Below are 22,401 nucleotides of genomic sequence, written 5' to 3'. Positions count from 1 at the left end.
GTTTAAAACGTTTTTACAAAGGTAAAACCTGCGTAGCCGTTATTATATGTGGGAATGAACAGGGCGGCTTTCTTATTGTCTTTGTTCTTATCGTTCCTGAAAAACGTATTGCGGATGTAAGGGTAAAGCAAGTAAGCGGCCTTGGTTGACAGTATGCCGAAACCTGCCCCGGCTATAATATCGCTAAACCAGTGATCGTTATTATACACCCGTAGAATGGCCGTAGCCGTGGCAAAAGAGTAAGCATAAACACCAAACCAGGGCGAAACCTCACCATACTCCTGCGCCATAAACTCGGCTGTGGCAAAAGCAGTGCTGGCATGCCCCGATGGGAATGATTGCCGGTCGAACCCGTTAGGGCGTAGCCTGTCAGCTGTTTTTTTAACCAGGGTAACTGTACCCAGTCTTATGGCCTGCGACATGGCCAGTAATATCGTACGATCAATAAAGCGGTTTTTACCCGCCAAACCGAATGCATTGAGACCGTAAACTGTAATTACGGGCACATACTGAAAATAATCATCTATCGGCGTATGAAAGTTAGGATGGTCTTTCTGAACGTCGTTATATACATGGTAATCAATATCGCGGATAGGTTTTACACCAAGCGACAAAAAGCCATATCCAATAAATGCTGCCGGTGGTATAAATGATATAAATTTACTTTCAAGGTGTTTAACGGTATCGGGTACCTGTAAAATATGATCGGTAGAGTCTTTGCGTGCAGTATCAAGCGTTATTTGTGCAAGTGATGAATTTGTAACGCATAGCACGGTAAACATTGCAATAACGTATTTATAAAGTGGTAGTATATTGTTGAGCATTTGTACGTTAACTTAATGTTAAACAAATATGGTAGCATATAAATTGCTAAAGCATAAATATGTTTTGAAAAGCTTAAAAAAGATAACGCTGTTTTGTAAATGACTTTGTGAAAAATTGTTGCAACAGGCATGATTTACAATCTGCCTGCTGTAAATAATATGGCGTTTTTAAATAGTTGCTTGTAGGCAGCGCTTTTAAATAATTCAGGTGAGTGCCCCATAAAAATGTATACGTTGCGAGCCTTTACATGCGGGTTGCTCCACACCACGGGATGGTCGCCCATGGTAATATTGCTTTGGGGGCGATAGCTTTTTTCATCAACGCTGGCCAGTACCTGCACGTTTGAGCGGGGGCTTTGGTTATAAGTATACCATTCCTCTTTACTAATGGTGAATGATGCAGGTACGCCTTTCATTACCGGGTGTTGCTTGTCTTCCACATTTACCCAGCCTTGTGCAAAAGTGGCTATGTAATTTTTGAATTTTATGCCACCCATAAAATCCGAAAACCATTGCCACATTTTAAAGCCATCAAAATTGCCCAACAGCGTGGCATGATGAAAGCCAACCCAACCGCCTTTGCCTCCATCAATGTATTTTTGAAATGTCGCTGCCGCACGTGGTGTCCAGGTGTAAGGTGGGTAATCTAACTGTATAAATACCCGGTATTTATTTAGCAGGCTGTCGGTTATGGTTTCGGTGTTTTGTATATAATCAACCTTAAAATTATTGGCCTTGCCCTGTTGGTTAAGCCATTGTATGGCTGCTTTTGAATAAGCCAGGTGGTGTCCGCCGTTTTCATAAAGTACCAGCACTTTAAAGGATAGTGATTGTGCACTTGATAATGTAAACGTGTACAGTAAACAAATCAGGCTAAAAAGCTTTTTCATTATCAAATAATTGGTGGGTTAAATATACAGCGCTTTTAAATTTAAATAAGCTGTATATAAAGCCCTAACACTAAGCGTCCATTAAAACAAAAGCCACCCTTTATTGGATGGCTTTTGATTACTATGAATGGATGTAATTACTTTTCTACCTCCAAGCGTATCACATCATAACAAATTCCGCTGGTTACATTGCCGGCGGGTACGGTGAGCACAATACTGTTTTGTCCGGGTTTAAGTAACGAGGCATCAAAGTTAAATTTACGTTCAACCCAGGTGCCCTCAATGCCGTCGCGTACCATGTTGGCACCGCCGCCGCCAATGTCGGTAAAAGGGCCAAGGTCTTTGCCATTAACGGCTATGCCCAAAGAGCGTGCCCCCGAACCTGCTATGCCAAAGCGCAAGGTTGCTTTGCCGCTTGCTGGCGCATTTTCAGGCATGGTAAAGTTAATCGTCCACGGTGTGGCGCGGCCCTGGTCTTGCCCGGTAGGTTTAAAATCAGTGTCGTGTGGCACGTGATATATATACCAGTCTTTAGCCGGGTTTGATTTTCCTACCGTAAAGTTCACATCGTTGGGGAAGTACTTAGCGTACTCAATATACATGCCCCAGTGCCAGTGGTCATCGCCCTTAAAAAACTCACTGGCCGAGCGGTTGGGTATGCCAATTTCAAATATTTGCTGGCCGTAGCGTACGGGTTTCCATTCAATGGTGCCTAAATCCAGTTTTTGGCTCGGCATTATGGTTACCGTAGCGGTGGCATCGTAAGCACCCAAAACGCCATCGGCAATGGCATGCAACTGGTAAATACCGGGGCGTACATTGGTAATACTGAATGAGCCATCGGCTGCACCCTCTGCCCAAAACTGGTAATATTTTGCATCGTTTTGCCAGTTCATGGCCTGCGGCGGAAAGTTAAATGCCGGACGCGCTCCTGCTTGGCGTGGTGGTAAATACGTGCCGCGATTAGCACGTTTCCCGTTAGCCAAAAGTTTAGGCGTATCTGCAGGTGCTGGTGGCGTTACCGGTGCTACGGTAACGGGTGCAGCGGTTTCAACAGGCGGGCGCTCGGGCCTTGGGCGGCGGGGCGGCTCAGGCTCGTCAGGATGGGCTAAGCCTACCAGTAAGTTGGTAAACTTGAGTGAAGGTGCCTGCGCGTCTACTAACTTCATTTTGCCTTTAACGGTTGCGCGCTCGGTAGCTGGCGTGTAATCAACATCTTTTACCCAGTTGTAAGGCCAGCGGGCCTGCTCAATTTTTGCCTGCTTTTTGGCATCCTCAAACAGGGCTTGGGGTGTGTTACCGGTGGGTACATAAATAAATATTGGGCCAACCACTTTTGTCCAGGGTTCTTTATCGGCAAAAGGGAGCATGCTGCCACCATAGTGCGTGCCGCGCCAGTAATCTAAAATGGTAGGGTCGCCGCCGTCGCCATCATCTAAATGGCCGGTAAGCTCGTAATGTCGTGGTCCGCTTGATAGGTATTCAAATGAGGGGTTGATCAAATAAAATCCAACCTTTTCTTTGGTAGACGACCACCCAAATGCCGGTATGGCTGATTGCCTGGCCGAATAATCATACTTATGTTCGGCACGGCCTTTATGTACCCCAGTTGTTAAACGGCGGGCTTCTTTCATGTTCAAGTCGTCACCTTCATCCCAATCTTTACCGGTGGGCATCATAGCATTTCGCTTTTCGTCTATCGATAACCAATCGAAAACCATACCCGAAAGTTTGGCCCCAAAGCGCGATTCGCCTACCGATCCAGCCGGGTAAGTATCTTGATGGGTAAATATGGCGTAGGTATATAAGCCGTGTGCGCCGCGTTCGAGGGTATAGCGTATTTCCAAATCGGCAATTAAACCGCCGCCTTGCCCCGCAGCCGTAGGGTTGGCGCCTAATATAGATTTACCGTCCGAGTATCCTTTAATCGATACCTCACCACGGTCGCCGTTTACCTTGGCCGGATCGATGGTGATGGCAGTAACCTCACGGGCTGCCAGCGCCGGGCTTTGTTCCCAATAACCGGCATGATGGCCCGATTTATAGCCCATCAGTTCCACATTGGGCGTAACTGTTTTGGGCGTTTTTACCGAGGTAAGATCGCCGGTGCGTTTATTTACCTTTATAGTGATGTAGCCGTTAGCAAGCGTGTAAGTTGGGCCGTCATCGGTAACCGTAACATTGGGGGCGGCAGGAGCCAAAACAGCCTTTGGTTTAGGTTTTACCATAAATGACGACAGCACAATGCCGGCCGCCAATAACACAAACAGGTACTTGTTGCGCATAAGTTTTTTTTAATAAAATGCTCGGATTTGAGGGCTATAATTGGTTTACGAAACTAATGTAAACAGCTGGTTTTAAAGCACCATCCTGTAGTGTAGGCCTGAAACTATATTGTTACATAGCATATAATTATAAGAAATGAAATATTTACGTTTACCACAAAAGATATAGAATGTGCAAGTAGAAGTGTTTTCTAACAAGAAACATATTGGGACAGCTGATTTGCAGGTAGGAGATGAAAGTATGGGACATCTTTATGGTGAGTTAATACCATTGGAGTCTTACTATCTATTGGTGCAAGATACCATACGGGAGTTTTGGGAGAAGGGCGACGGCAATTACACTAAAATTAATGCCTTAAACCTGAGAATAAGATTACCCAGTGGTTACTGCATAGTTGGAGCAGGAGGGATAACAATTGATGATTTAGAAGAACTTCCAAATGAGTCTAAGCGAATAGACATAGCAGGTGTTGACTTTGGCTTAATAAGACATTACTTAGAAAATTATAAGTGATGGTTCTCCAACTGGTCGGCCAGTAAATGCAAAACCTCCTCGTCAATATTACCGGGGTTGCTGCATAAATGTAAATACTCGTGGTTGTCGGGCTTAAAACCTGCTACCAGTTGCCCATTTTGAAACACGCTTATATTGCAGCGTTCATGGTCATGGTGCGGATATTCGGCCACCTCAAACTCGTAAACTTTTTTGTCTTTTATAACGCTGATTGCTGCTCGTTCCATGGTGCATGCGGTTTTAGTTTATAACCCCTAATGGGTTGCTATTGTTTATAAAACAGCATAAAGGGCAACATTATGACTTTAATGCCGTTTGTTTAGCATCTCCCCTAAGTAAAACATTTTCAGGCTTTAGCCGTCTGTAAGTTTACATCCATCTCTATTACAGTGCAGTATAATTTCAACACCATATCTTATTATCTTAAATGCATTTTGCTGCTTTCTTTTTTCGCATTGCCGTTTCGGGTATCGGCCCAAACTGTACCGGTCGATTCGTTAAAGGCCGATTCACTGCGCCTTAAAGAAAAACCGCATAAAATACAGGGCGAAGACGTGTCGGGCCAGTATGATGTGGGCGATTTGTTTAAGGCCATTTTTCATCCCAATGGGAAAAAGGATTCGAGCACCAAAAAGCCGTCGGGTATAACCATTATACCCAATATCGCTTCAAACCCCAGTATTGGTTCGCAAATTGGTATAAAGGCGGTTGCCGGGCGCAAATTGGGTGCTGATCCTGCAACGCTTATGTCGGTTGCAGCAACATCGGCCTCTATTACCACTAAGGGTATTATTTATTTTTACTTAAACCACAACGTGTTTACCAACGCCAATCACTGGAATTTACAGGGAAGTTTAGTTGCTGCAAAAACGGTTACGCCCGATTTTGGGTTGGGCATTGGCAGGGCCAATAACGGAACGCCCGAAGACCAGGTACTGGCCGATCCTGAACGGAAGGGCTACGTTTTTCATTCGTTGTATTTTAACTTCAGGGAGAAGGTTTATAAGGAGATTAAAACCGGCCTGTTTGTAGGTGCAGGCGTATCGTTCGATATCAGGAGGAGTATTGAAGACCGCATATCAACAACCAGCCTCACTCCATACAATATTTATGCCGACAGAAACGGCTTCGACCGGGCTAATTACTCTTCAAACGGTTTGCTGTTTAACGTGCAGTATACTACGCGCGACAACCAGAACCGGGCCTACAAGGGTATCTTTTTTGATGGTGGCGTACGGGTAAATCAGGCCTGGATGGGCAGCTCTAAAAATGCCGTGGTGTTCAGCACCGATTTCAGGAAATACTTCAGCCTGTCGAAACGTAACCCCGAGCACGTAATAGCCTTATGGAATTGGGGTGCGTACGTGGCTGGTGGTGCCTTGCCTTATCTCGAATTACCCGGAACAGCCAAAGACCCCGGCTTTCGCAGCGGCAGGGGATACACCGTAGGTTATTTTAAAGGTACGGAATACAACTATTCGGAAGTTGAATACCGTTTTCCCATCCTGCGCAATAAATTTATAAGCGGGGTAACCTTTTTTAACCTGCAAACGGCCAATGACGCTGCAGGTACCAAAATATTTGAACACTGGCAGCCTGGCTACGGCGGCGGCTTGCGCGTGCTGTTTAACAAGGCAACGCGAACTAACTTGTGCTTGGATTATGCTTGGGGGCGTTATGGTGCACGCGGTTTCTTTTTGGGTTTGAATGAGGCATTTTAACAAGAACCCCGTAAAAACGGTTAGCTTTACGCTTTTAAAACTATATGGAATTATTAATAGAGCGTAGCGGTAATGCTTGCGAGTTATGCAAGTCAGTTGGCAATTTATCAGTTTACACAGTGCCCCCAGACGGTTATGCAAACAACCATATACTGGTATGTGATGCTTGTAACACACAGCTCGATAGCCCGGTGACCGACGCACAATACTGGCGTTTTTTAACCGACACCATGTGGAGCGAAGTGCCTGCTGTACAAGTGTTGTCGTGGCGTATACTATCACGCCTGAAAAATGAAGGCTGGGCGGCCGATAACCTCGATATGCTTTACCTGGATGAAGAAACCCTTGCCTGGGCCAAAGCGGTAGACAATGAGGACGACACGACTGTAAACGAAGTACATAAAGACAGTATTGGCGCCATACTCGAAAACGGAGACACCGTAGTGTTAACCCGCTCTTTAGATATTAAAGGCAGCCCCATGAATGCCAAAATGGGCACCGTGGTTAAGAACATCAAACTCGTGGCCGATAACACCGACCAGGTTGAAGGAAAGATAAACAACCAGATGATCGTGATATTAACTAAGTATTTGCGGAAGCAGAACGGGTAATATACTGAAAAAGCCATCTGCTAAACGGGTGGCTTTTTCAGTATATTATAATTATCCTACCCGCAGGCAACGTAAGCTCATTCCCCTGTATAAACTTTCATAGGTGTGTTCAATGGATTCGCCCCGGTTTGCTAACGATAATACGTACAAAAGAGGTAAATAATGGTCGGCTGTGGGGACTGCCAGCTTTGCTGCTTCGCCAAAATTACTGTACCTGAATAAACTGCCCAAGTCGCGTTCATCTATTTTAGTTTTTACCCAGTTGTCAAAATCAACAGCCCATTGGTAAGGTTTTTCGGTCCAGAAACGCAATGCTGAGCGCTCAAGGTTATGTACAATGTTTCCACTTCCAATTATAAGAACCCCCATATCCCTTAACGGAGCAAGTTGCCTTGCCAAACGAAAATGATAATCCAAAGGTTGTTCCATATCAATACTTAGCTGCAAAACAGGAATGTTGCGGTTGGGCGCAATATGTTTTAGTCTCATCCAGGCACCATGATCCAGTTCCCATTCATAGGGTTTTATAGCCGTGGTACTAACTAAATATTCTGCTGTTGTTGGGGAGCCTGTTGACGGATAATCGGGTACGTTAAATTGCTTATTAATGGTTACATACGATTCGCCAAGCGTGAGCCAGTGTGCCGAAATAACCAATATAACTGATGGTTTTACCGAAGCGCCCAACGCCTGAAGGCTTTTTAGTAACGGTTGAAACTTCTCGGCATGCGAATCGATATGACCTGTGAAAAACACCGGCATCCTTTCGGTATGGTTTAACAGTCCCGGACTTTGTAACAGCGATTCAATTCCTTTGGCCTTGGTTAGCAATGGCAGAATGCTCATTAGCTTGATAAATTCTGACCTATGCATAAGCGTGATTTAACGGCTTCCTTTTTATAGAATATATGTAAACGAAACCAATCAATTGTTAGTATACCGCAGTAGGCAAAAAAAAGGCTGCGGCAAGCAGGATCGAACTGCCGTCCGCCTTAGGCGGATATGAATGCTATGCTCTAACCATCTGAGCATTTTTTAAAATCTTCAATCAAATCTCGGCCTTTTCCTCCTTTTAACTGTTGCTCCCTTTTCATAGCGTCTGGTTTAGTTAGATATTCCTCAGTTCGAAGAATTACCCATGGCCGGTATTTTACAGTGTAACCTTTTGTTCCCAACTCATTATGAGATAGAAAGCGATTAGTCATGTCAGGCGTGTAACCAATGTAAATTTTGTTGAAGGTAGGAGAGTACATATACAGTAAACATACACGAGTATACACAAAAAAGGCCATCAGTAAAAAACTGATGGCCTTTTGCCAGGTTGCGGGAAGCAGGATCGAACTGCCGACCTTAGGGTTATGAATCCTACGCTCTAACCATCTGAGCTATCCCGCAATTTATATTCGCATTTTAAGGACTGCCGTCCGCCTCAGGCGTATATGAATCCTACGCTCTTACCATCTGAGCTATCCCGCAGTATTAACGTCCGCATTTTAGGTTTGCCGAAGGGGCTTCCCTAAAAAGGTTTGCAAATATAGGATTATTTACCTTTCTTTAGAAAAAATGTTTAACATTTGCGGTTCAGCCGGCAAAACCCTCTGTAAACCTGATATATGTCCGAAAAGAAAAAGTTTAATCTGGAGTATGAAATTAAATCGTCTCCGCGTATTTTGTATAGTTTTTTAAGTGAGGCCAATGGCCTTACCCAATGGTTTGCCGATAAAGTAGTTTACCGCGATCAGGTTTTTACCTTTACCTGGGATGATGAAGAGCAGAAGGCCAAACTCCTGGCCGCTAAAGAAAACAAGTTTGTGCGCTTTCGCTGGCTGGATGATGAGCCGCAGTATTATTTCGAAATGGAAATAGCGCAGGATGAACTTACCAATGATGTAGCCCTCAACATAACCGATTTTGCCACCGAGGATACCATAGCCGAACGTAAACTGATTTGGGACAACCAGATTGATTATCTTTTTAGCGTATTGGGTGCATAAATTTACTCCAGCATTTTAGTAGCCTGTAACAGGCATAATATTAAATGCCTAAAGCCGTTATGCTTAGCAACTGCGTTGTTGGGTACAATAGCCTATTTGCGTAACTTTGCACAGTGAAAAAGATACACCTCTTAATACTAAAATCCTTTATAAGGCCTTTCATCGTTACCTTTTTCATCGTAATGTTTGTGTTGCTGATGTTGTTTTTGTTTAAATACATCGACGACCTCATTGGCAAAGGTTTTCAGTGGTATATTATTTTAGAGCTCATGATGTACGCCTCCATGACCAACGTGGCCATGGCGCTGCCCTTGTCGGTGCTGCTGTCATCCATCATGACCTACGGCAGCCTGGGCGAAAATTATGAGCTGGTAGCCATCAAATCGGCAGGTATATCATTAGGAAGGGCTATGTACCCCATGATGATCGTGGTAACCATGCTCAGCATAGGCGCTTTCCTGTTTTCAGATTACATGCTGCCTATTGCCAATTTTAAGTACTACTCGTTATTGTACGATGTGCGCCAGCAAAAAACGGCCTTCCTGATATCTGAAGGCATTTTTAATAACAGTATACCCGGATACTCCATACGTGTGCAAAAAAAGGATGCCGACGGCCAAACGCTGCACGGTGTAATGATTTACCAGAAAGAGGAAAAAACCAATAACCTGAGTGTGCTTTTTGCCAAAGAAGGCATTATGTACCGCACGCCCGATGATATGTACCTGGTTTTAAAGCTTAAAGATGGTATACAATATTCAGAAGCACCCGACAAGCGTAACATCAATGCCCGGCAGCAATTTAACCGCAGGCGTTTTGCCTCAACCGAACGTAAGTTTGATCTATCGGACTTTAAAATGAAACGTACCGACGCCAGCGAGTGGCGATCGACCATACAAATGATGAACCTGAAACAATTAACCTTGTCGCAAGATTCTATCATTAAAACCGTTAGGCAGTCAACCAATAGCAATGCAGCTATGATGTCGCCTTACATTAAATATTTTGTGATGCCGCACAAGGCTATTAAAGGCAGTACAACACGTGCTTTGCCGGCTGTAGCACTTAAAGGCAAAGTGTTACATAATGCCTTACCGGGTGCTCAAAGCTCGGCACAAACCATTCGCGATATGCTCAAACCCGTATCTGAGCGTTACCAGGAAGAATCAAAAACCATCCGTAAATATTCTATTGAGTATAATAAAAAATTCACACTCTCGGCGGCTTGTTTAGCGTTGTTTTTAATTGGCGCACCGCTTGGCGCAATTATACGTAAAGGCGGCCTGGGGTTGCCGGTGGTAGTATCGGTAATCTTCTTTTTGCTGTATTACATTATTGCCACCATTGGCGAAAAATCGGCCAAGGAGGGTAGTATTACCCCGGCTATGGGCATGTGGGCCGCTATTTTCATATTAACGCCTATAGGCTTGTTCCTATCGTACAAGGCGGCCAATGATTCGGTTTTGTTTGATACCGAAGCTTATAAGCGATTCTTCAATAAAATATTTAAGCGCAAGGCCGCAACAGCCTGATGAACCGATTTTACATAAAGCCGACTTGTTTACACTCACATATAGCGTAACTTTGTTTAAATATTGACTGGTTGCCGGTTTTTGCGGTTAGCCAGTTATCCCATTAACATGCTGAATACCATACCCGAAGCTATAGAAGCTATAAAAGCCGGAAAAATGATCATCGTAGTTGATGATGATGACCGCGAAAATGAAGGTGATTTTTTAATTGCCACCCGCTATGCAACCCCTGAAGCTATAAACTTCATGGCTAAATACGGGCGCGGATTAATATGTGCACCCATTACCCGCCAACGCGCTAATGAACTGGAACTGGAACCTATGGTTAACCATAATACGGCCACACTCGAAACCAACTTTACGGTTTCGGTTGATTTACTGGGGCATGGTTGTACAACAGGTATATCAGCGTCCGACCGTTCAAAAACCAGCCTGGCCTTAATTGATCCGGCTACCAAACCTGCCGATTTGGGTCGCCCGGGACACGTGTTTCCGCTGATTGCCAAAGACGGTGGCGTATTACGCCGCGCAGGCCATACCGAGGCTGCTATTGATTTACCGGTTATGGCCGGTCTTGAGCCATCGGGTGTTATATGCGAGGTAATGAAGGATGATGGCGAAATGGCGCGCCTGCCCGATTTGCTGGTAATGGCTAAGGAGCACGATCTCAAAATAATTTCGATTAAAGACCTGATAGCTTATCGCCTCAATACCGAAACCTTAATTGACCGTGAGGTTTCAGTAAAAATGCCTACTGAATGGGGCGATTTTGATATGATTGCCTACACTCAAAAAGATACCGGGGAGCATCATTTAGCACTGGTAAAAGGTACTTGGGAGCCTGGCGAACCCGTTTTAACACGTGTGCACAGTTCCTGTGTAACCGGCGACATTTTTGGCTCGTGTCGGTGCGATTGCGGCCCACAGTTACACAAGGCTATGGAAATTGTAAGTCAGGAAGGCAAAGGAGTTATTGTATATATGAACCAGGAAGGCCGCGGCATTGGTCTAATTAATAAATTAAAAGCCTACCAATTACAGGAAAGCGGCTTAGATACGGTTGAAGCCAATCTTCAGTTGGGCTTTAAAATGGATCAGCGCGATTATGGCATAGGTGCACAAATCATCCGCGATTTGGGTATTACCAAGATGCGTTTGATGAGCAACAATCCTAAAAAGCGTACCGGCCTAACAGGCTATGGCATTGAGGTGGTTGAAACCGTTCCTATCGAAATTGCACCAAACCCGCATAATGAGACTTACCTTATTACCAAACGTGATAAAATGGAGCATGCCATTTTAAAGAATCATTAAGATATAGGCTCTTACTTATAAATACTCAATGTCATTTCGAGTGATAATTAGAAATCTTAGACGCTTTGCAGCATCGCTTATATAAGATCTCTCACTATCGTTCGAGATGACATTCTTGTTAAAATAACCTTACTCTTTATCTTCTTCAGGGTCATCAATTACCACCGGTGCGTTTGAACTATCTGCCGGTTGCTGGGCTGCATTACGCCCTTTTCTGAAAAGGTTGCGAAAGAATTCTTTAAACGTATCAAAATCTCGTTGATATATTAAACCTAACCCGTTTACATATTGCGGACGGTAATCAATCGTACTGCTAATGGCCGTAGTATTGAGGGTGCGGTATGAAAAACGTCCCCGCAACTGTCCATCCTGCCGTATCAGGTATTCGGCATTAAAATCGGTAGTAAGTTTCCTGAAATCAGAATTGAACAGGTTTGATGAATTATTGCTGAACAGATCGTTACTACCGTTGGCATTGTATACACTGCCATTGAGTACTACGCGGTCTTTAAACAACCTTAACGATGCACTGGCATCACTTTGAGAGCGAATGTTTAAATCGAGACTGCGGAAATTAGTTGACTGGGCAATATAGCTGTTGAGTTTATTAAAGAAAAACTCGCTTGCTGCCGTACTGGCTGTTCCCAATACCTGCTGATTAATATTTGAACCCGTACCCGGGGCAAACTGCCGCCTTACAATCAAACTCAGGGCCTGCTGGTTACGGTTGTTAATGTCGGACAGGTAAGTTGCCATATCGTCTTTAATTGATGCATTGAGCGGGAAAGTAAAATCAAACTCAATTACCGGTTGCAGCAGCGTTCGGGTTAGCATAAGTTGTGCCTGTACCAGCTCCTGGCGGGTACCCCACGGTGATTGTAAACCCGCCGCCGAATATAAGTTAGAGATGTTGGCCCGTAGCTCATAAATGGCTTTAAGATTGATCTCTGCGTTTGATGGGTTACCCGTCCAGCGTAGCGTACCGCCCTGGTTAACCTGAAAGTTTTTGCTGATGAAGTTTTTAGCCGTAAATTCAAACTTACCCGATGAAATGAGGAAGTCTCCCCGCATTTCAAAATCGCCCAGGCTGTTAATGTTCAATTTTAATCCGTTGGCTACACCACGCCCTTCGAGTAAGCCCAAATCGGTGGTTATTCGTACCAGGGTTTTTTCATCGGCCGATAGATCGAAGTTTAGCGTAACGCCTTTAAATGCGTTGGCTGTACTAATAACCCTGGTAGAGTCTTTATGGCTTACAAACCTTATAAAATCATACTCATTGGCCGTTGCCGACGTATTAAGCGGAATTATTAAATACCGTACCATCTTCGGTTTTGGCTTTAATATCAATCTTCATATTGTCAATTGGGCCGGTAAAGCTAAAACTGCCGCTACCAAAAGCCGTACCGTAATAAAGGCGATTATCGCGAAAGGTGGTATTGAGCGCCATGAGGTTATTGGCCCTTACACTAATATCAAGTAAAGGATTGGCAAAGTCCGAAAGGTCTATTTTTCCATTAGCTGTGCCCTTACCGCCGCGTGGGTCACTTATGCGCATATCATCAATTTTGATGATGCTGTTTTCAACCGTAAGTTTATCATTAATGGTATAAGGCACTTTCAGGTAATCAACCGTAACGCCGGTATTAGCCAAGGTAATGTTACCGTTAAGTTTAGGGTTCGATGGCGCTCCGGTCAGTTTCATATCGGCCGATAGGGTACCTTTTACATTTGATACCAGGTTTTTAATAAACGGAGAAAAAATGACGGCCTCCGTTTGATCCATGCGTACATCAAAATCAAGTTTATCGCCCTCGCCTTTGTCTAAATAATAAGCTCCGGCAATATTCAGGGTTTCAAGGCCACGGTTTAAAATATTGAGTTTTACGTTGGCGCGGCTGTTATCGTTATCAAGGTCTGATACAATTTTTACATCGCCCACCAGGGTTTTGTTCATCGTTAACGAGTCGATGCGCAGGTTGGCATCCACCCCGGTTTTTTTTAATATCGAACTCAGGTTAACCTCACCATTGAGCGAGCCATGTAATAATACACCTCCTGCCTTGGTAAGCTGGTTAATGGTGGCCATCCTAAATTTATCAAAGGTAACCTTAAGTTTATCTTCGGGCGAGCTTGATATAAAGCCATCAATACTTACGCGTTGCTCTCCGTTGGTAAGCTCAAAATTTTCAATATCTGTTTTGCCATTTAGCAATCGTATGCGTACCTGCTCAGTTAAGCGCCATGATTCGCGCTCCAGTATAACTTCTGATGGAAGGAGTTTAAGTTTGGCTGTGGTATCGCGGCCAAACTCTACCAGGCCGTACAAATCCAGTTGGTTGGTAGCATTTTTATCTGATAGTTTTACGTTGAAGTTTAAACTGTCGCGACGCAAAAAATTGGTAATGTTAATATCTTTAATGTACAGACTATCGGTTAAATCAACCTTGCTTAATGATAAGTTGAGCGTTAACAGGCTATCGGCAGTGCTTTCGTCCACAATAAAATCATGAAACACCATTTTGCCATACTTCACGGTTTTTATTAAACCACTTAGCGTAGCCGTTTTTTCGGCCGAATTGAAGTGCCCTACAAATGTACCGCCTTCAGGAATTTTCAGGTCGGGCATGAACATGAGCAGTACAGGGTCGAGGTTTTTTAAATTGAGCCTGAAATCAAAGTTTTGCGGCCCTGGCGTATATATTTTAGTTTGTAGCGATGGGATATATTTTTTAGCTATAGACTTAAAATAAGAAGGAAAGGTTGCCAGATCATAACTACCCTTAATGCTACCATCGGCCAAATCAGAGCGGAGGCTGATGAGCCTGTTATTGCCCAAACCTTCGGCTGTTAACTTTAAGGTGTCAATTACATAGTTGTCTTTTGGAGTGGTAATACGGGTAGGGGTTAGCTGTACAAAACCCTGCAGGTTTTTAAGATTATTGCCCGAAAAACTGGTGTTTATGTTGGTAGTTAAGGTAAGCGTGTCTTTAACCAGTTTAAGTCTGTTTAAATGAGCATCTTTTATGGAGCCGGTGATGGTATATCTGGGTAACTCGGGATTAAGATCTATGTTGCCATTGAGGTTGAGCTTGACATTGCGATCGTTTACCTTAATTTTTGCTTTAGCAACCTGGTTCCTGAAAGTTCCGTCTAAATCAATATTCCGGTATTTATAGCCATTGTAGTCAATAAAATTAACATCGGCATTCAACGTGGTTGATAAGTTTTTAAGATCATCGCCACTGCCATCTACCGTGGCTTTTAAAGTAGTACGGCCTAAGCTTTTATCATCTAACAGGGCAGCCAAATTAAAATTAGTAGCTGCTATGCTACCCTTGTAGGCCGGCACACCCTTGGCATTGAACCTAATGTTTACGTCAGGGTCAAGACGTCCTAAAAGGGTTTTAAAAGTTCCGGCTATATTGAAGTTTTTTTGCGTGCCGGTAAATTTGCCGCTATAGCTAATATTTCCAAACTTGCTGAATAGGTCGGGCACTTTTCGGTTGGGCATACCGGTAAAATGCGTGTACAGGTAATCGAGGTCCTTTTTGTTGGATGCCAGCTGTTTAAATTCGAGCGTGAGGTAAGTGTTATCCCAATCGGGCAACCCTTTTAGGTTAAAGTTGCCCCGTATGTAGGTGGCTTGTCCGGCGGTAACAGTGAGGTTGCTGGCTTTAATGTTGTTTACCAATCCGCTGGCACGACCGCTTAAACCTAATTCAAAGTTGGTTTTATCTAACGATGGCGTAAAGTAAGCCACATCTTTTGATGAGAGGTGTGAATCTTTTATATCAGCATCCATATGTACCTTCTTCTCAAAATCACTAAAGTCGCTGAAAGATTTAAAGCGCATCCTGAAGTAGTCTTTCAAATGAGAGTTAGGTGTAACCAAATGCAGGTTTTGCAGCAAAATCTGGTTGGTATCAATAGTGGCATTGGCCGATAGTTCTTTTAACAAAAAGCCGCTGCGCAACTCATGCAAGGCAAGTTTTTGTACATTGCCCTTAAACAGGTGATTCTTCAAATCCATACCTGTTACCACGGTGCTGAAACGATCAACGTCCAGATCTTCAAAATTGACTACGCCGGGTGTTTTAAGCGTATCGAGGTAGTTTTTGTACTTAAAGTGAAAGTTGTTGATGGTAATGCGGCCAAAGTTGAGCGTCCAGGGTTTGCTTGCTTTTTTGGTGGTATCGGGCGGGCCGCTAAAATAATCAATAAGAAAAGAGAGGTTGGTAGTGCTGTCTTTAAGTTGTTTGAAGTTAAAAACGCCGTTATCAAGCTGTATGGTTTCAAAGTTAAGCACGCGGCGCTTAATGCTGTTAAATATCGAAAAGCCTTGTAGTTCAACGGCCAAGTGAGGCGTTCGGAGCAGCGTGTCGTTTTGCTTATCAAGAATGTAAAGGTCTTCCAGTACCACCGATGAGAATGGCTTTATGTAAAGGCTTTTAATGTCGACCTTTGTGTGTAGTTCCTCTGATAAATACTTGGTAGCCTTTTTAGCCGCCCAGGTTTGCACTGGCTTGTATTGAAAAAGTATTAACACTATACTGACAATGAGCAGCACAATGAGTACCAGTACGAGTGTTATTTTGAGTATTTTTTTGATAATTTTGCCGCTTAAAACCCTGTAACTAAATGCCCGTTATATTAGGAATAGAATCATCATGCGATGAAACCTCGGCTGCGGTGTATGCAGATGGCGTGATGTTAAGTAACATCATAGCCAATCAAACTATACACGAGGCTTACGGGGGCGTTGTGCCCGAGCTGGCCTCGAGGGTTCATCAGCAAAATATAATTCCTGCTGTACAACAAGCTATATCTAACGCAAAAGTAAGCAAAAATGATATTGATGCGGTAGCTTTTACACGGGGTCCGGGCCTTTTAGGCTCGTTGCTGGTAGGGGTATCATTTGCCAAGGCATTTGCGCTGGCCCAAAACCTGCCGCTTATTGAGGTAAACCACATGCAAGCTCACATTTTGGCTCACTTCATTGATGAACCTAAACCAACATTCCCCTTCTTATGTTTGACCGTTTCGGGCGGGCACACACAAATAGTTTTGGTGAAGGATTTTTTTGATATGGAAGTGATAGGGCACACACAAGATGATGCCGCCGGCGAAGCCATGGATAAAACCAGTAAAATACTCGGCCTGCCTTATCCCGGCGGACCGCTTATTGACAAGCATGCCAGGTTAGGTAACCCTAAAGCCTACCAGTTTCCCGAACCACAGATACCCGGCTATAACTTCAGTTTCAGTGGTTTAAAAACTTCTATACTCTACTTCATTCAAAAAAATGAGGCCGCCACTCCAGGCTTTGTGCAAAATAACCTGGCCGATATTTGCGCCTCGGTAGAGCACCGAATTGTTACCATACTGCTCAATAAACTGAGCAAAGCCGCGTTAGATTTAGGCATAAAAGATATTGCGCTGGCCGGAGGCGTATCGGCCAATACGGGTTTGCGCCAGGGCTTGCAAGAGCTGGGTGCAAAACACGGTTGGAATACTTTTATACCCCGCATGGAGTATTGTACCGATAATGCCGCCATGATTGCCGTTGCCGGATATTACAAATTTTTAAAAAACGATTTTACCGATCAGCATGTGGCACCACTGGCCCGCATGCCTTTTTAAGACATAACTTATGAGCATTCCATCACTTATTTTTTGGCTGATATTTGTTTTACCGTTGGTAGGACTACTGTTTTGGGTAATGAAGCAAGACAAAAAGAAAGGTATTACCGGGCTTGTAGTTTTAGGCCTTACCGTAATAATTGCTATTGTGTACATGTACGTACGCACCGGCGGAAAATAAGATTGCTACTTCCGGTTTTTTTCTGAAGAGCGTTACATATCACAGAAAGCTCCGAATTTGGTGGTGTATAACAAAGTTTAACGCGAATAAATGTTGTAATTCTCTGATTCCTGTGTAAAGCTGTTTATTACAAACACAGAATTTAAAGAGATGTTAAATTTGCAATTGCGGCTAATGGTGTAGGGCAAGTAGCAAATTTATATAGTTTTAATTATTGTTTTCCTTCTTCTTTCCCTCCTGCTTAGGTTTATCACTGTCATGCGGAAAGCGTTTGCCCCTTTGTGCCGTGTTGGGGTTGCGGTTAAATAAAAAGCAGCTGTTGAGCATAAGCAGGGTTGTTGCTAATGCGAGGTATAGTATTTTTTGCGGGGGTGTTTTCATGGATGGGCCTTATATATAAAGGTATAAACAAAAAAGCGGATGCCATGGTTGGCATCCGCTTTTTTGCGATATGGGGTGAAGCGCCTGGCTTACCAAATTTTTATACGCTTGTCTTCGGGTTTGTACAGCTTATCGCCCGGTTTAATATCAAAGGCCTTGTACCAGGCATCAATATTACTCAGCGGACCGTTTACGCGGTACATTTCGGGCGAGTGCGGGTCAACGCTCAGGCGGGTGCGCATCAGTTCGTCGCGGCTTTTTATGCGCCATACTTGTGCATAGGCCAAAAAGAAACGCTGATCGGGGGTTAAGCCGTCAATTTTGGTATTGCCCTTGCCTTGCGGTGTATTCTTAAACGCCTGGTAGGCAATAGCCACACCGCCGTTATCGGCAATGTTTTCGCCCAGGGTAAGGTTACCGTTCACATGCTGATTATCCAGAATGGTGTAACCGCTATATTGGGTAGCCATGGCCGATGTTTTGGCTTTAAACTTGGCCTGATCATCTTTAGTCCACCAAACTTTCAGGTTGCCGTCTTTATCGTACTGGCTGCCCTGGTCATCAAAACCGTGGGTCATTTCATGGCCAATTACTGCACCAATTGCGCCGTAGTTAATGGCATCATCGGCATCCTTATCAAAAAACGGAAACTGCAATATGCCCGCCGGGAACACGATCTCGTTAAAGCTTGGGTTGTAGTAAGCGTTAACGGTTGGAGGTGTCATGCCCCACTCGCTCTTATCGACCGGTTTGTTCACTTTCTCCAATTGCTCTTTGTAATCATGTTTGGATATGGCCTGCATGTTGGCATAGTAAGCGCCTTTGTCAATGCTGATGTCATCATACTTTTTCCACTTATCGGTATAGCCAATTTTTTTGGTGAAGGCATTGAGTTTGTCCTCGGCCTTTTTCTTGGTTTCGGCACTCATCCAATCCAGTTTTTGAATGCGTCCGCGGTACACATCCTGAAGGTTATTCACCAGATCGAGCATGCGCTTTTTAGCATCGGCCGGGAAATATTTTTCTACATACAACTGGCCCAGCAAATCACCCAAGCCGCCATCGGTAACCTCAACTAAATTTTTCCAGCGTTCCTGCTGCGATTTTTGCCCGTTTAACTGGCGGCCAAAAAAGTCGAAACGCGCATCGCGGAAAGCTTTGCTTAAATAAGGAGCCGAACCGTGTATTCTGGTAAATATGATCTTGTTTTTCCAAACTTCAATAGGCTGAGTTTTGAGCAACTTGCCCAGCGCGGTATAGTATTTAGGCTGACCAACCAATACGGTATCGGTACTTATACCCATACGTTTCAATACGTCTTTTATGTCGATGTCAGGCACCTGTTTCTGCAGGGCATCAACCGTAAACTTATTGTAGTTTTTAACCGGGTCGCGCAGTTCAACCGGGGTGGAGTGCGATTTGGCTATCTCGGTTTCGAGCTTTAAAATAGCATCGGCATTTTTAGCAGCCGTTGCAGCATCGGTACCGGTAAGGGTAAACAGCTTTGTTATATAAGCCACATAAGCCTTACGTATTTTAACTGAGGACGAATCGGTTTTGAAGTAATAATCGCGGTTGGGCATACCTAAGCCGCTTTGGCTAAATTGAGCCAGGTTTTTGGTGCTGTTTTTATCATCGGGCCCAACATACATGCCAATCAGGTAGCCATCGCCGTCTTTGTAGCTGTCGGCAACGTAGGCTAACAGCTCTTTATAATCTTTAATGCCTTTTACTTTATCTAAAACAGGTTTTATAGGGGTATAACCCAATTTTTCTATGGCGGCGGTGTCCATGCCGCTGGAGTACAGGTCGGCTACTTTTTGTTCGTTGCTGCCTTTATCATGCTCGGTTTTGCCCAGGCCATCTAAAATCTGGTGCAAATTTTTCAGGTTATCATCGTACAGGGTATAAAATGAACCCCAGCCGCTTTCGCTCTCAGGTATCTTGGTTTTTTTGAGCCATGCGCCGCCGGCATACTCAAAAAAGTTATCGCCGGGCTTAACGGTGGTATCCATAGCCGTTTTGTCGAAGAACACGGTGCGTTTGGGAACCTCGGCCGATTTATCTTTCGGCTGCTGTGAGCAGGCAGCCGCAGCCAGCACAGGCGCGGCCAGTATTAACCATTTATTAATTTTCATGAGTAACAGAGTTTTTGTTAAAGATGTATAACCTCTTACAATAAAACAATAGACTACTTATAATAGGTAAAGCAAATAATCGCCACGCCGCATCTGCGCTTGCGCACAATATGTTGATAACCAAATAAATGTTAACAAATAAATCACATAAGCGTTACGTTTATATGAAATACTATCGCTTATTTTTATAGACCCTAATAAGGTCATTTATAAATTTTAACCCAACGTAAATTTATGACCTGGAGAAAATTTAGCGGTGAAATACTGCGCACCCCCATCCTCGAAGAAGTTGAACAAGCCATTGAACGCGAAACAGCCCTGGGCAACAAGCTAAAAGTTTGCATCGGCACCGATTCGCAGGTTAAGGGCGAGGTGATCGATTTTGCCACCGTAATTGTTTTTTTGCGCGAGCAGCGCGGTGGTTTTATGTTCATTCACCAGGAGCGCAGCACCAAAAAAATGAGCATCAAAGAGCGTATGCTCAACGAGGTACAAAAGTCAATAGACACGGCTTACCACCTTTGCGATTTGCTGGATTTGTATGAAGTAGACCTGGAAGTACATGCCGACATAAACACCAACCCCATGTTTAAATCGAACCAAGCCCTGCACGAGGCCATGGGTTATATTTTGAGTATGGGCTTTGTATTTAAGGCCAAGCCCGAAGCTTTTGCCAGCAGCTATTGCGCTAATAAAATGGTGCAGTAACACGAAAGAATACAAGGGCTTGTGCGATTCCCCTCTTGAGAGGGGTGGAGAGGTGTGTCCTTTGGGATAGGTTAAGTTTGCTAATGACACACCCTGCCGTTGCTCATTCCTGCCCGCCCCCTCTCAAGAGGGGAAGTGAAATTTATACCCAACACCGTGCAAACTCTACTAAAGCAGTATATAAATCTGTTATTTTAGTATATTGCATAAACTACTGTTTTATGAAGAAGATTTTTTTGCTCCTAACCTTAGCCGTTATTACTCTTGGCGCTAACGCCCAAACCTCCGCCGAAGAAGCATCTACCTTAACCAAAATTGGCCAGCAGGTGCCGGCATTTGAGTTTAAGCTGGATAAAGATAAAACTGCCTCCATTGCCGATTATAAGGGCAAAATAGTGCTGCTAAACTTTTTTGCCACCTGGTGCCCGCCATGCCGTCAGGAGTTTCCGCGGGTGCAAAAGGAGATTTGGGAAAAGTATAAAGACAACCCCAAATTTGCCCTCATGGCTTTTGGCCGTGAAGAAGGCTGGGAAAAAGTGCTTCCATTTAAAGAAAGTAACAGCTACACCTTTAATATACTGCCCGACGAAGGCCGCAAGATATTCAGCCTGTTTGCCACGCAATCTATACCGCGTAACGTAGTGCTGGATGAGAACGGCAAGATCATTTATCAATCCATAGGTTACAGCGAAAAGGATTTTAGCGAACTGCTGGCAATATTAGATACCCGCCTTAAAAAACTATTACCGTAATTACTGGTTTTGCATCTGTGAAAACATACGAACGCCGCTGGGAGCAATTCATCCCCATTAGTATTGACGAAGCCTGGGATTTCTTCTCTTCGCCGCTTAATTTGCAGAAGATAACTCCGGCCGATATGAAGTTTATCGTTACTTCATCCTACACACCCGATACTAAAATGTATCCGGGTATGATCATCACTTACAAAGTATCGCCCCTCCTTGGCGTAAAGCTTAACTGGATGACCGAAATTACCCACGTGCAAGACAAGGTTTACTTTGTAGACGAACAGCGCTTTGGCCCCTACGCCCTTTGGCACCACCAGCACCATTTTAAACAGGTTGAAGGCGGTGTACTCATGACCGATATTTTAAATTACGCCATTGGGTATGGCCCTGTAGGTTTGTTTGCCAACAAGGTATTGGTTGAGAAAAAAATTGAGCAGATATTTAAGTACAGGACCAAGGCTATTGAAGAAATGTTTGGGAAGTAGGTTATTTGTTTCTTGGTTAGCTTATCGATTATCTACCGCTCATTGCCGCGGGGGCTAAAGTTCTCCACGTTTTGTTTGTTTTGGGTGTGGATGATTGCTATCGCAATTTTGGCATAGCCCCAAAAGTAACAAAAGGGCCTATCCACAACGATCCCTTCCACCCCACAGGCAGCTCCTGGCCGGGCGTTGTGGCGAGCCAACGCTCTTTTTAATTTGCATATAACTTATTATCCTTGTAGGCTATTTCTTTCGCAGTTCGTTACCTCCCAGCTTCGGGGCGAAAGCGGGGCAGCACATGATGGGCTGTGCGGTTGGCAAGGGCCTCTTAGATTTTGCTGAAGCAATGGCCCAAGAGCGAACGAAGTGGGGCAAAAGATAAAAAGCCCGTGGTGCTGCCCGGCTTTGCAGCGGTGGCCATGTGTGACAACGAA

Annotated in this window: 21 protein-coding genes and 1 tRNA gene; 11 read left to right on the top strand and 11 right to left on the bottom strand. The window is 44.2% G+C overall.

Annotated features, from left to right (window positions below; genetic code table 11):
• Nucleotides 1-2 precede the first annotated feature (2 nt).
• From QE417_RS11410 to QE417_RS11400, 3 genes are all read right to left on the bottom strand, one after another.
• Complete coding sequence (locus QE417_RS11410; protein ID WP_311950019.1) at nt 3-824, bottom strand: phosphatase PAP2 family protein; 822 nt, start codon at nt 822-824, stop codon at nt 3-5.
• Between the two features lie 134 nt (nt 825-958).
• Nucleotides 959-1,714, bottom strand: coding sequence for a ThuA domain-containing protein (locus QE417_RS11405; RefSeq protein ID WP_311950017.1), 756 nt, complete (start codon nt 1,712-1,714; stop codon nt 959-961).
• 137 nt (nt 1,715-1,851) lie between these two features.
• A complete protein-coding gene (locus tag QE417_RS11400) occupies nt 1,852-3,999 on the bottom strand; it encodes a polysaccharide lyase family protein (protein ID WP_311950016.1) in 2,148 nt (715 codons plus the stop codon).
• Nucleotides 4,000-4,171: 172 nt separating this feature from the next.
• Between QE417_RS11400 and QE417_RS11395 the strand changes: the two genes are divergently transcribed.
• The gene (locus QE417_RS11395; protein ID WP_311950015.1) at nt 4,172-4,513 is read left to right on the top strand and encodes a hypothetical protein; all 342 of its coding nucleotides are present in this window, start codon (nt 4,172-4,174) and stop codon (nt 4,511-4,513) included.
• Here the strand turns inward: QE417_RS11395 and QE417_RS11390 are convergent.
• A complete protein-coding gene (locus QE417_RS11390; RefSeq protein ID WP_311950014.1) occupies nt 4,504-4,740 on the bottom strand; it encodes a hypothetical protein in 237 nt (78 codons plus the stop codon). The genes QE417_RS11395 and QE417_RS11390 overlap by 10 nt on opposite strands.
• Before the next feature lie 207 nt (nt 4,741-4,947).
• Here QE417_RS11390 and QE417_RS11385 point away from each other — a divergent pair, with 207 nt between their 5' ends.
• A complete protein-coding gene (locus tag QE417_RS11385; RefSeq protein WP_311950013.1) occupies nt 4,948-6,234 on the top strand; it encodes a hypothetical protein in 1,287 nt (428 codons plus the stop codon).
• 44 nt (nt 6,235-6,278) lie between these two features.
• Complete coding sequence (locus QE417_RS11380; protein ID WP_311950012.1) at nt 6,279-6,845, top strand: PhnA domain-containing protein; 567 nt, start codon at nt 6,279-6,281, stop codon at nt 6,843-6,845.
• A 51-nt stretch (nt 6,846-6,896) separates the two neighbouring features.
• On the opposite strand, the gene QE417_RS11375 is transcribed toward QE417_RS11380, so the two are convergent.
• The 3 genes from QE417_RS11375 to QE417_RS11365 form a co-directional block, all read right to left on the bottom strand.
• Nucleotides 6,897-7,691 (bottom strand): dioxygenase family protein, encoded by a 795-nt coding sequence (locus QE417_RS11375; protein ID WP_311950011.1) that lies wholly within the window; start codon nt 7,689-7,691, stop codon nt 6,897-6,899.
• 170 nt (nt 7,692-7,861) lie between these two features.
• A complete protein-coding gene (locus QE417_RS11370; protein WP_311950010.1) occupies nt 7,862-8,098 on the bottom strand; it encodes a GIY-YIG nuclease family protein in 237 nt (78 codons plus the stop codon).
• A 68-nt stretch (nt 8,099-8,166) separates the two neighbouring features.
• Nucleotides 8,167-8,240 (bottom strand) — tRNA-Met (locus QE417_RS11365).
• A 218-nt stretch (nt 8,241-8,458) separates the two neighbouring features.
• Here QE417_RS11365 and QE417_RS11360 point away from each other — a divergent pair.
• The 3 genes from QE417_RS11360 (at nt 8,459) to QE417_RS11350 (ending at nt 11,685) form a co-directional block, all read left to right on the top strand.
• The gene (locus QE417_RS11360) at nt 8,459-8,839 is read left to right on the top strand and encodes an START-like domain-containing protein (RefSeq protein ID WP_311950009.1); all 381 of its coding nucleotides are present in this window, start codon (nt 8,459-8,461) and stop codon (nt 8,837-8,839) included.
• Nucleotides 8,840-8,952: 113 nt separating this feature from the next.
• Nucleotides 8,953-10,371: an LptF/LptG family permease gene (locus tag QE417_RS11355; protein WP_311950006.1), complete on the top strand. Its 1,419-nt coding sequence runs from the start codon at nt 8,953-8,955 to the stop codon at nt 10,369-10,371.
• A 108-nt stretch (nt 10,372-10,479) separates the two neighbouring features.
• On the top strand, nt 10,480-11,685 hold the full coding sequence (locus tag QE417_RS11350) for a bifunctional 3,4-dihydroxy-2-butanone-4-phosphate synthase/GTP cyclohydrolase II (protein WP_311950005.1): 1,206 nt from the start codon (nt 10,480-10,482) through the stop codon (nt 11,683-11,685).
• A 129-nt stretch (nt 11,686-11,814) separates the two neighbouring features.
• Here QE417_RS11350 and QE417_RS11345 read toward each other — a convergent pair whose 3' ends face one another.
• Entirely contained in the window at nt 11,815-13,011 is a 1,197-nt protein-coding gene (locus QE417_RS11345) for a translocation/assembly module TamB domain-containing protein (protein WP_311950004.1), read from the bottom strand.
• The gene (locus QE417_RS11340) at nt 12,983-16,207 is read right to left on the bottom strand and encodes a translocation/assembly module TamB domain-containing protein (RefSeq protein WP_311950002.1); all 3,225 of its coding nucleotides are present in this window, start codon (nt 16,205-16,207) and stop codon (nt 12,983-12,985) included. Before QE417_RS11340 ends, QE417_RS11345 begins: the two co-directional genes overlap by 29 nt.
• A gap of 119 nt (nt 16,208-16,326) precedes the next feature.
• On the opposite strand from QE417_RS11340, the gene tsaD reads away from it, so the two are divergent.
• Nucleotides 16,327-17,328: a tRNA (adenosine(37)-N6)-threonylcarbamoyltransferase complex transferase subunit TsaD gene (gene tsaD / locus QE417_RS11335; protein WP_311950001.1), complete on the top strand. Its 1,002-nt coding sequence runs from the start codon at nt 16,327-16,329 to the stop codon at nt 17,326-17,328.
• A 10-nt stretch (nt 17,329-17,338) separates the two neighbouring features.
• On the top strand, nt 17,339-17,509 hold the full coding sequence (locus QE417_RS11330) for a hypothetical protein (RefSeq protein WP_311949999.1): 171 nt from the start codon (nt 17,339-17,341) through the stop codon (nt 17,507-17,509).
• A gap of 207 nt (nt 17,510-17,716) precedes the next feature.
• Here the strand turns inward: QE417_RS11330 and QE417_RS11325 are convergent, their stop codons facing one another.
• Together QE417_RS11325 and QE417_RS11320 are read right to left on the bottom strand one after the other, a co-directional pair.
• A complete protein-coding gene (locus tag QE417_RS11325) occupies nt 17,717-17,890 on the bottom strand; it encodes a hypothetical protein (RefSeq protein ID WP_311949998.1) in 174 nt (57 codons plus the stop codon).
• 89 nt (nt 17,891-17,979) lie between these two features.
• Complete coding sequence (locus QE417_RS11320) at nt 17,980-20,028, bottom strand: M13 family metallopeptidase (RefSeq protein WP_311949996.1); 2,049 nt, start codon at nt 20,026-20,028, stop codon at nt 17,980-17,982.
• A gap of 234 nt (nt 20,029-20,262) precedes the next feature.
• On the opposite strand from QE417_RS11320, the gene QE417_RS11315 reads away from it, so the two are divergent.
• The 3 genes from QE417_RS11315 to QE417_RS11305 all read left to right on the top strand — a co-directional run bounded on the left by QE417_RS11315 (nt 20,263) and on the right by QE417_RS11305 (nt 21,970).
• Nucleotides 20,263-20,736, top strand: coding sequence for a ribonuclease H-like YkuK family protein (locus QE417_RS11315; RefSeq protein WP_311949995.1), 474 nt, complete (start codon nt 20,263-20,265; stop codon nt 20,734-20,736).
• A gap of 221 nt (nt 20,737-20,957) precedes the next feature.
• Nucleotides 20,958-21,488, top strand: a complete 531-nt coding sequence (locus QE417_RS11310) for a TlpA family protein disulfide reductase (protein WP_311949993.1) — start codon at nt 20,958-20,960, stop codon at nt 21,486-21,488.
• 17 nt (nt 21,489-21,505) lie between these two features.
• The gene (locus tag QE417_RS11305; RefSeq protein WP_311949992.1) at nt 21,506-21,970 is read left to right on the top strand and encodes an SRPBCC family protein; all 465 of its coding nucleotides are present in this window, start codon (nt 21,506-21,508) and stop codon (nt 21,968-21,970) included.
• Nucleotides 21,971-22,401: the final 431 nt, after the last annotated feature.

The sequence above is a fragment of the Mucilaginibacter terrae genome, from assembly GCF_031951985.1.
Classification (GTDB): domain Bacteria; phylum Bacteroidota; class Bacteroidia; order Sphingobacteriales; family Sphingobacteriaceae; genus Mucilaginibacter; species Mucilaginibacter terrae_A.
This window is presented reverse-complemented; position numbering and strand designations above follow the sequence as displayed.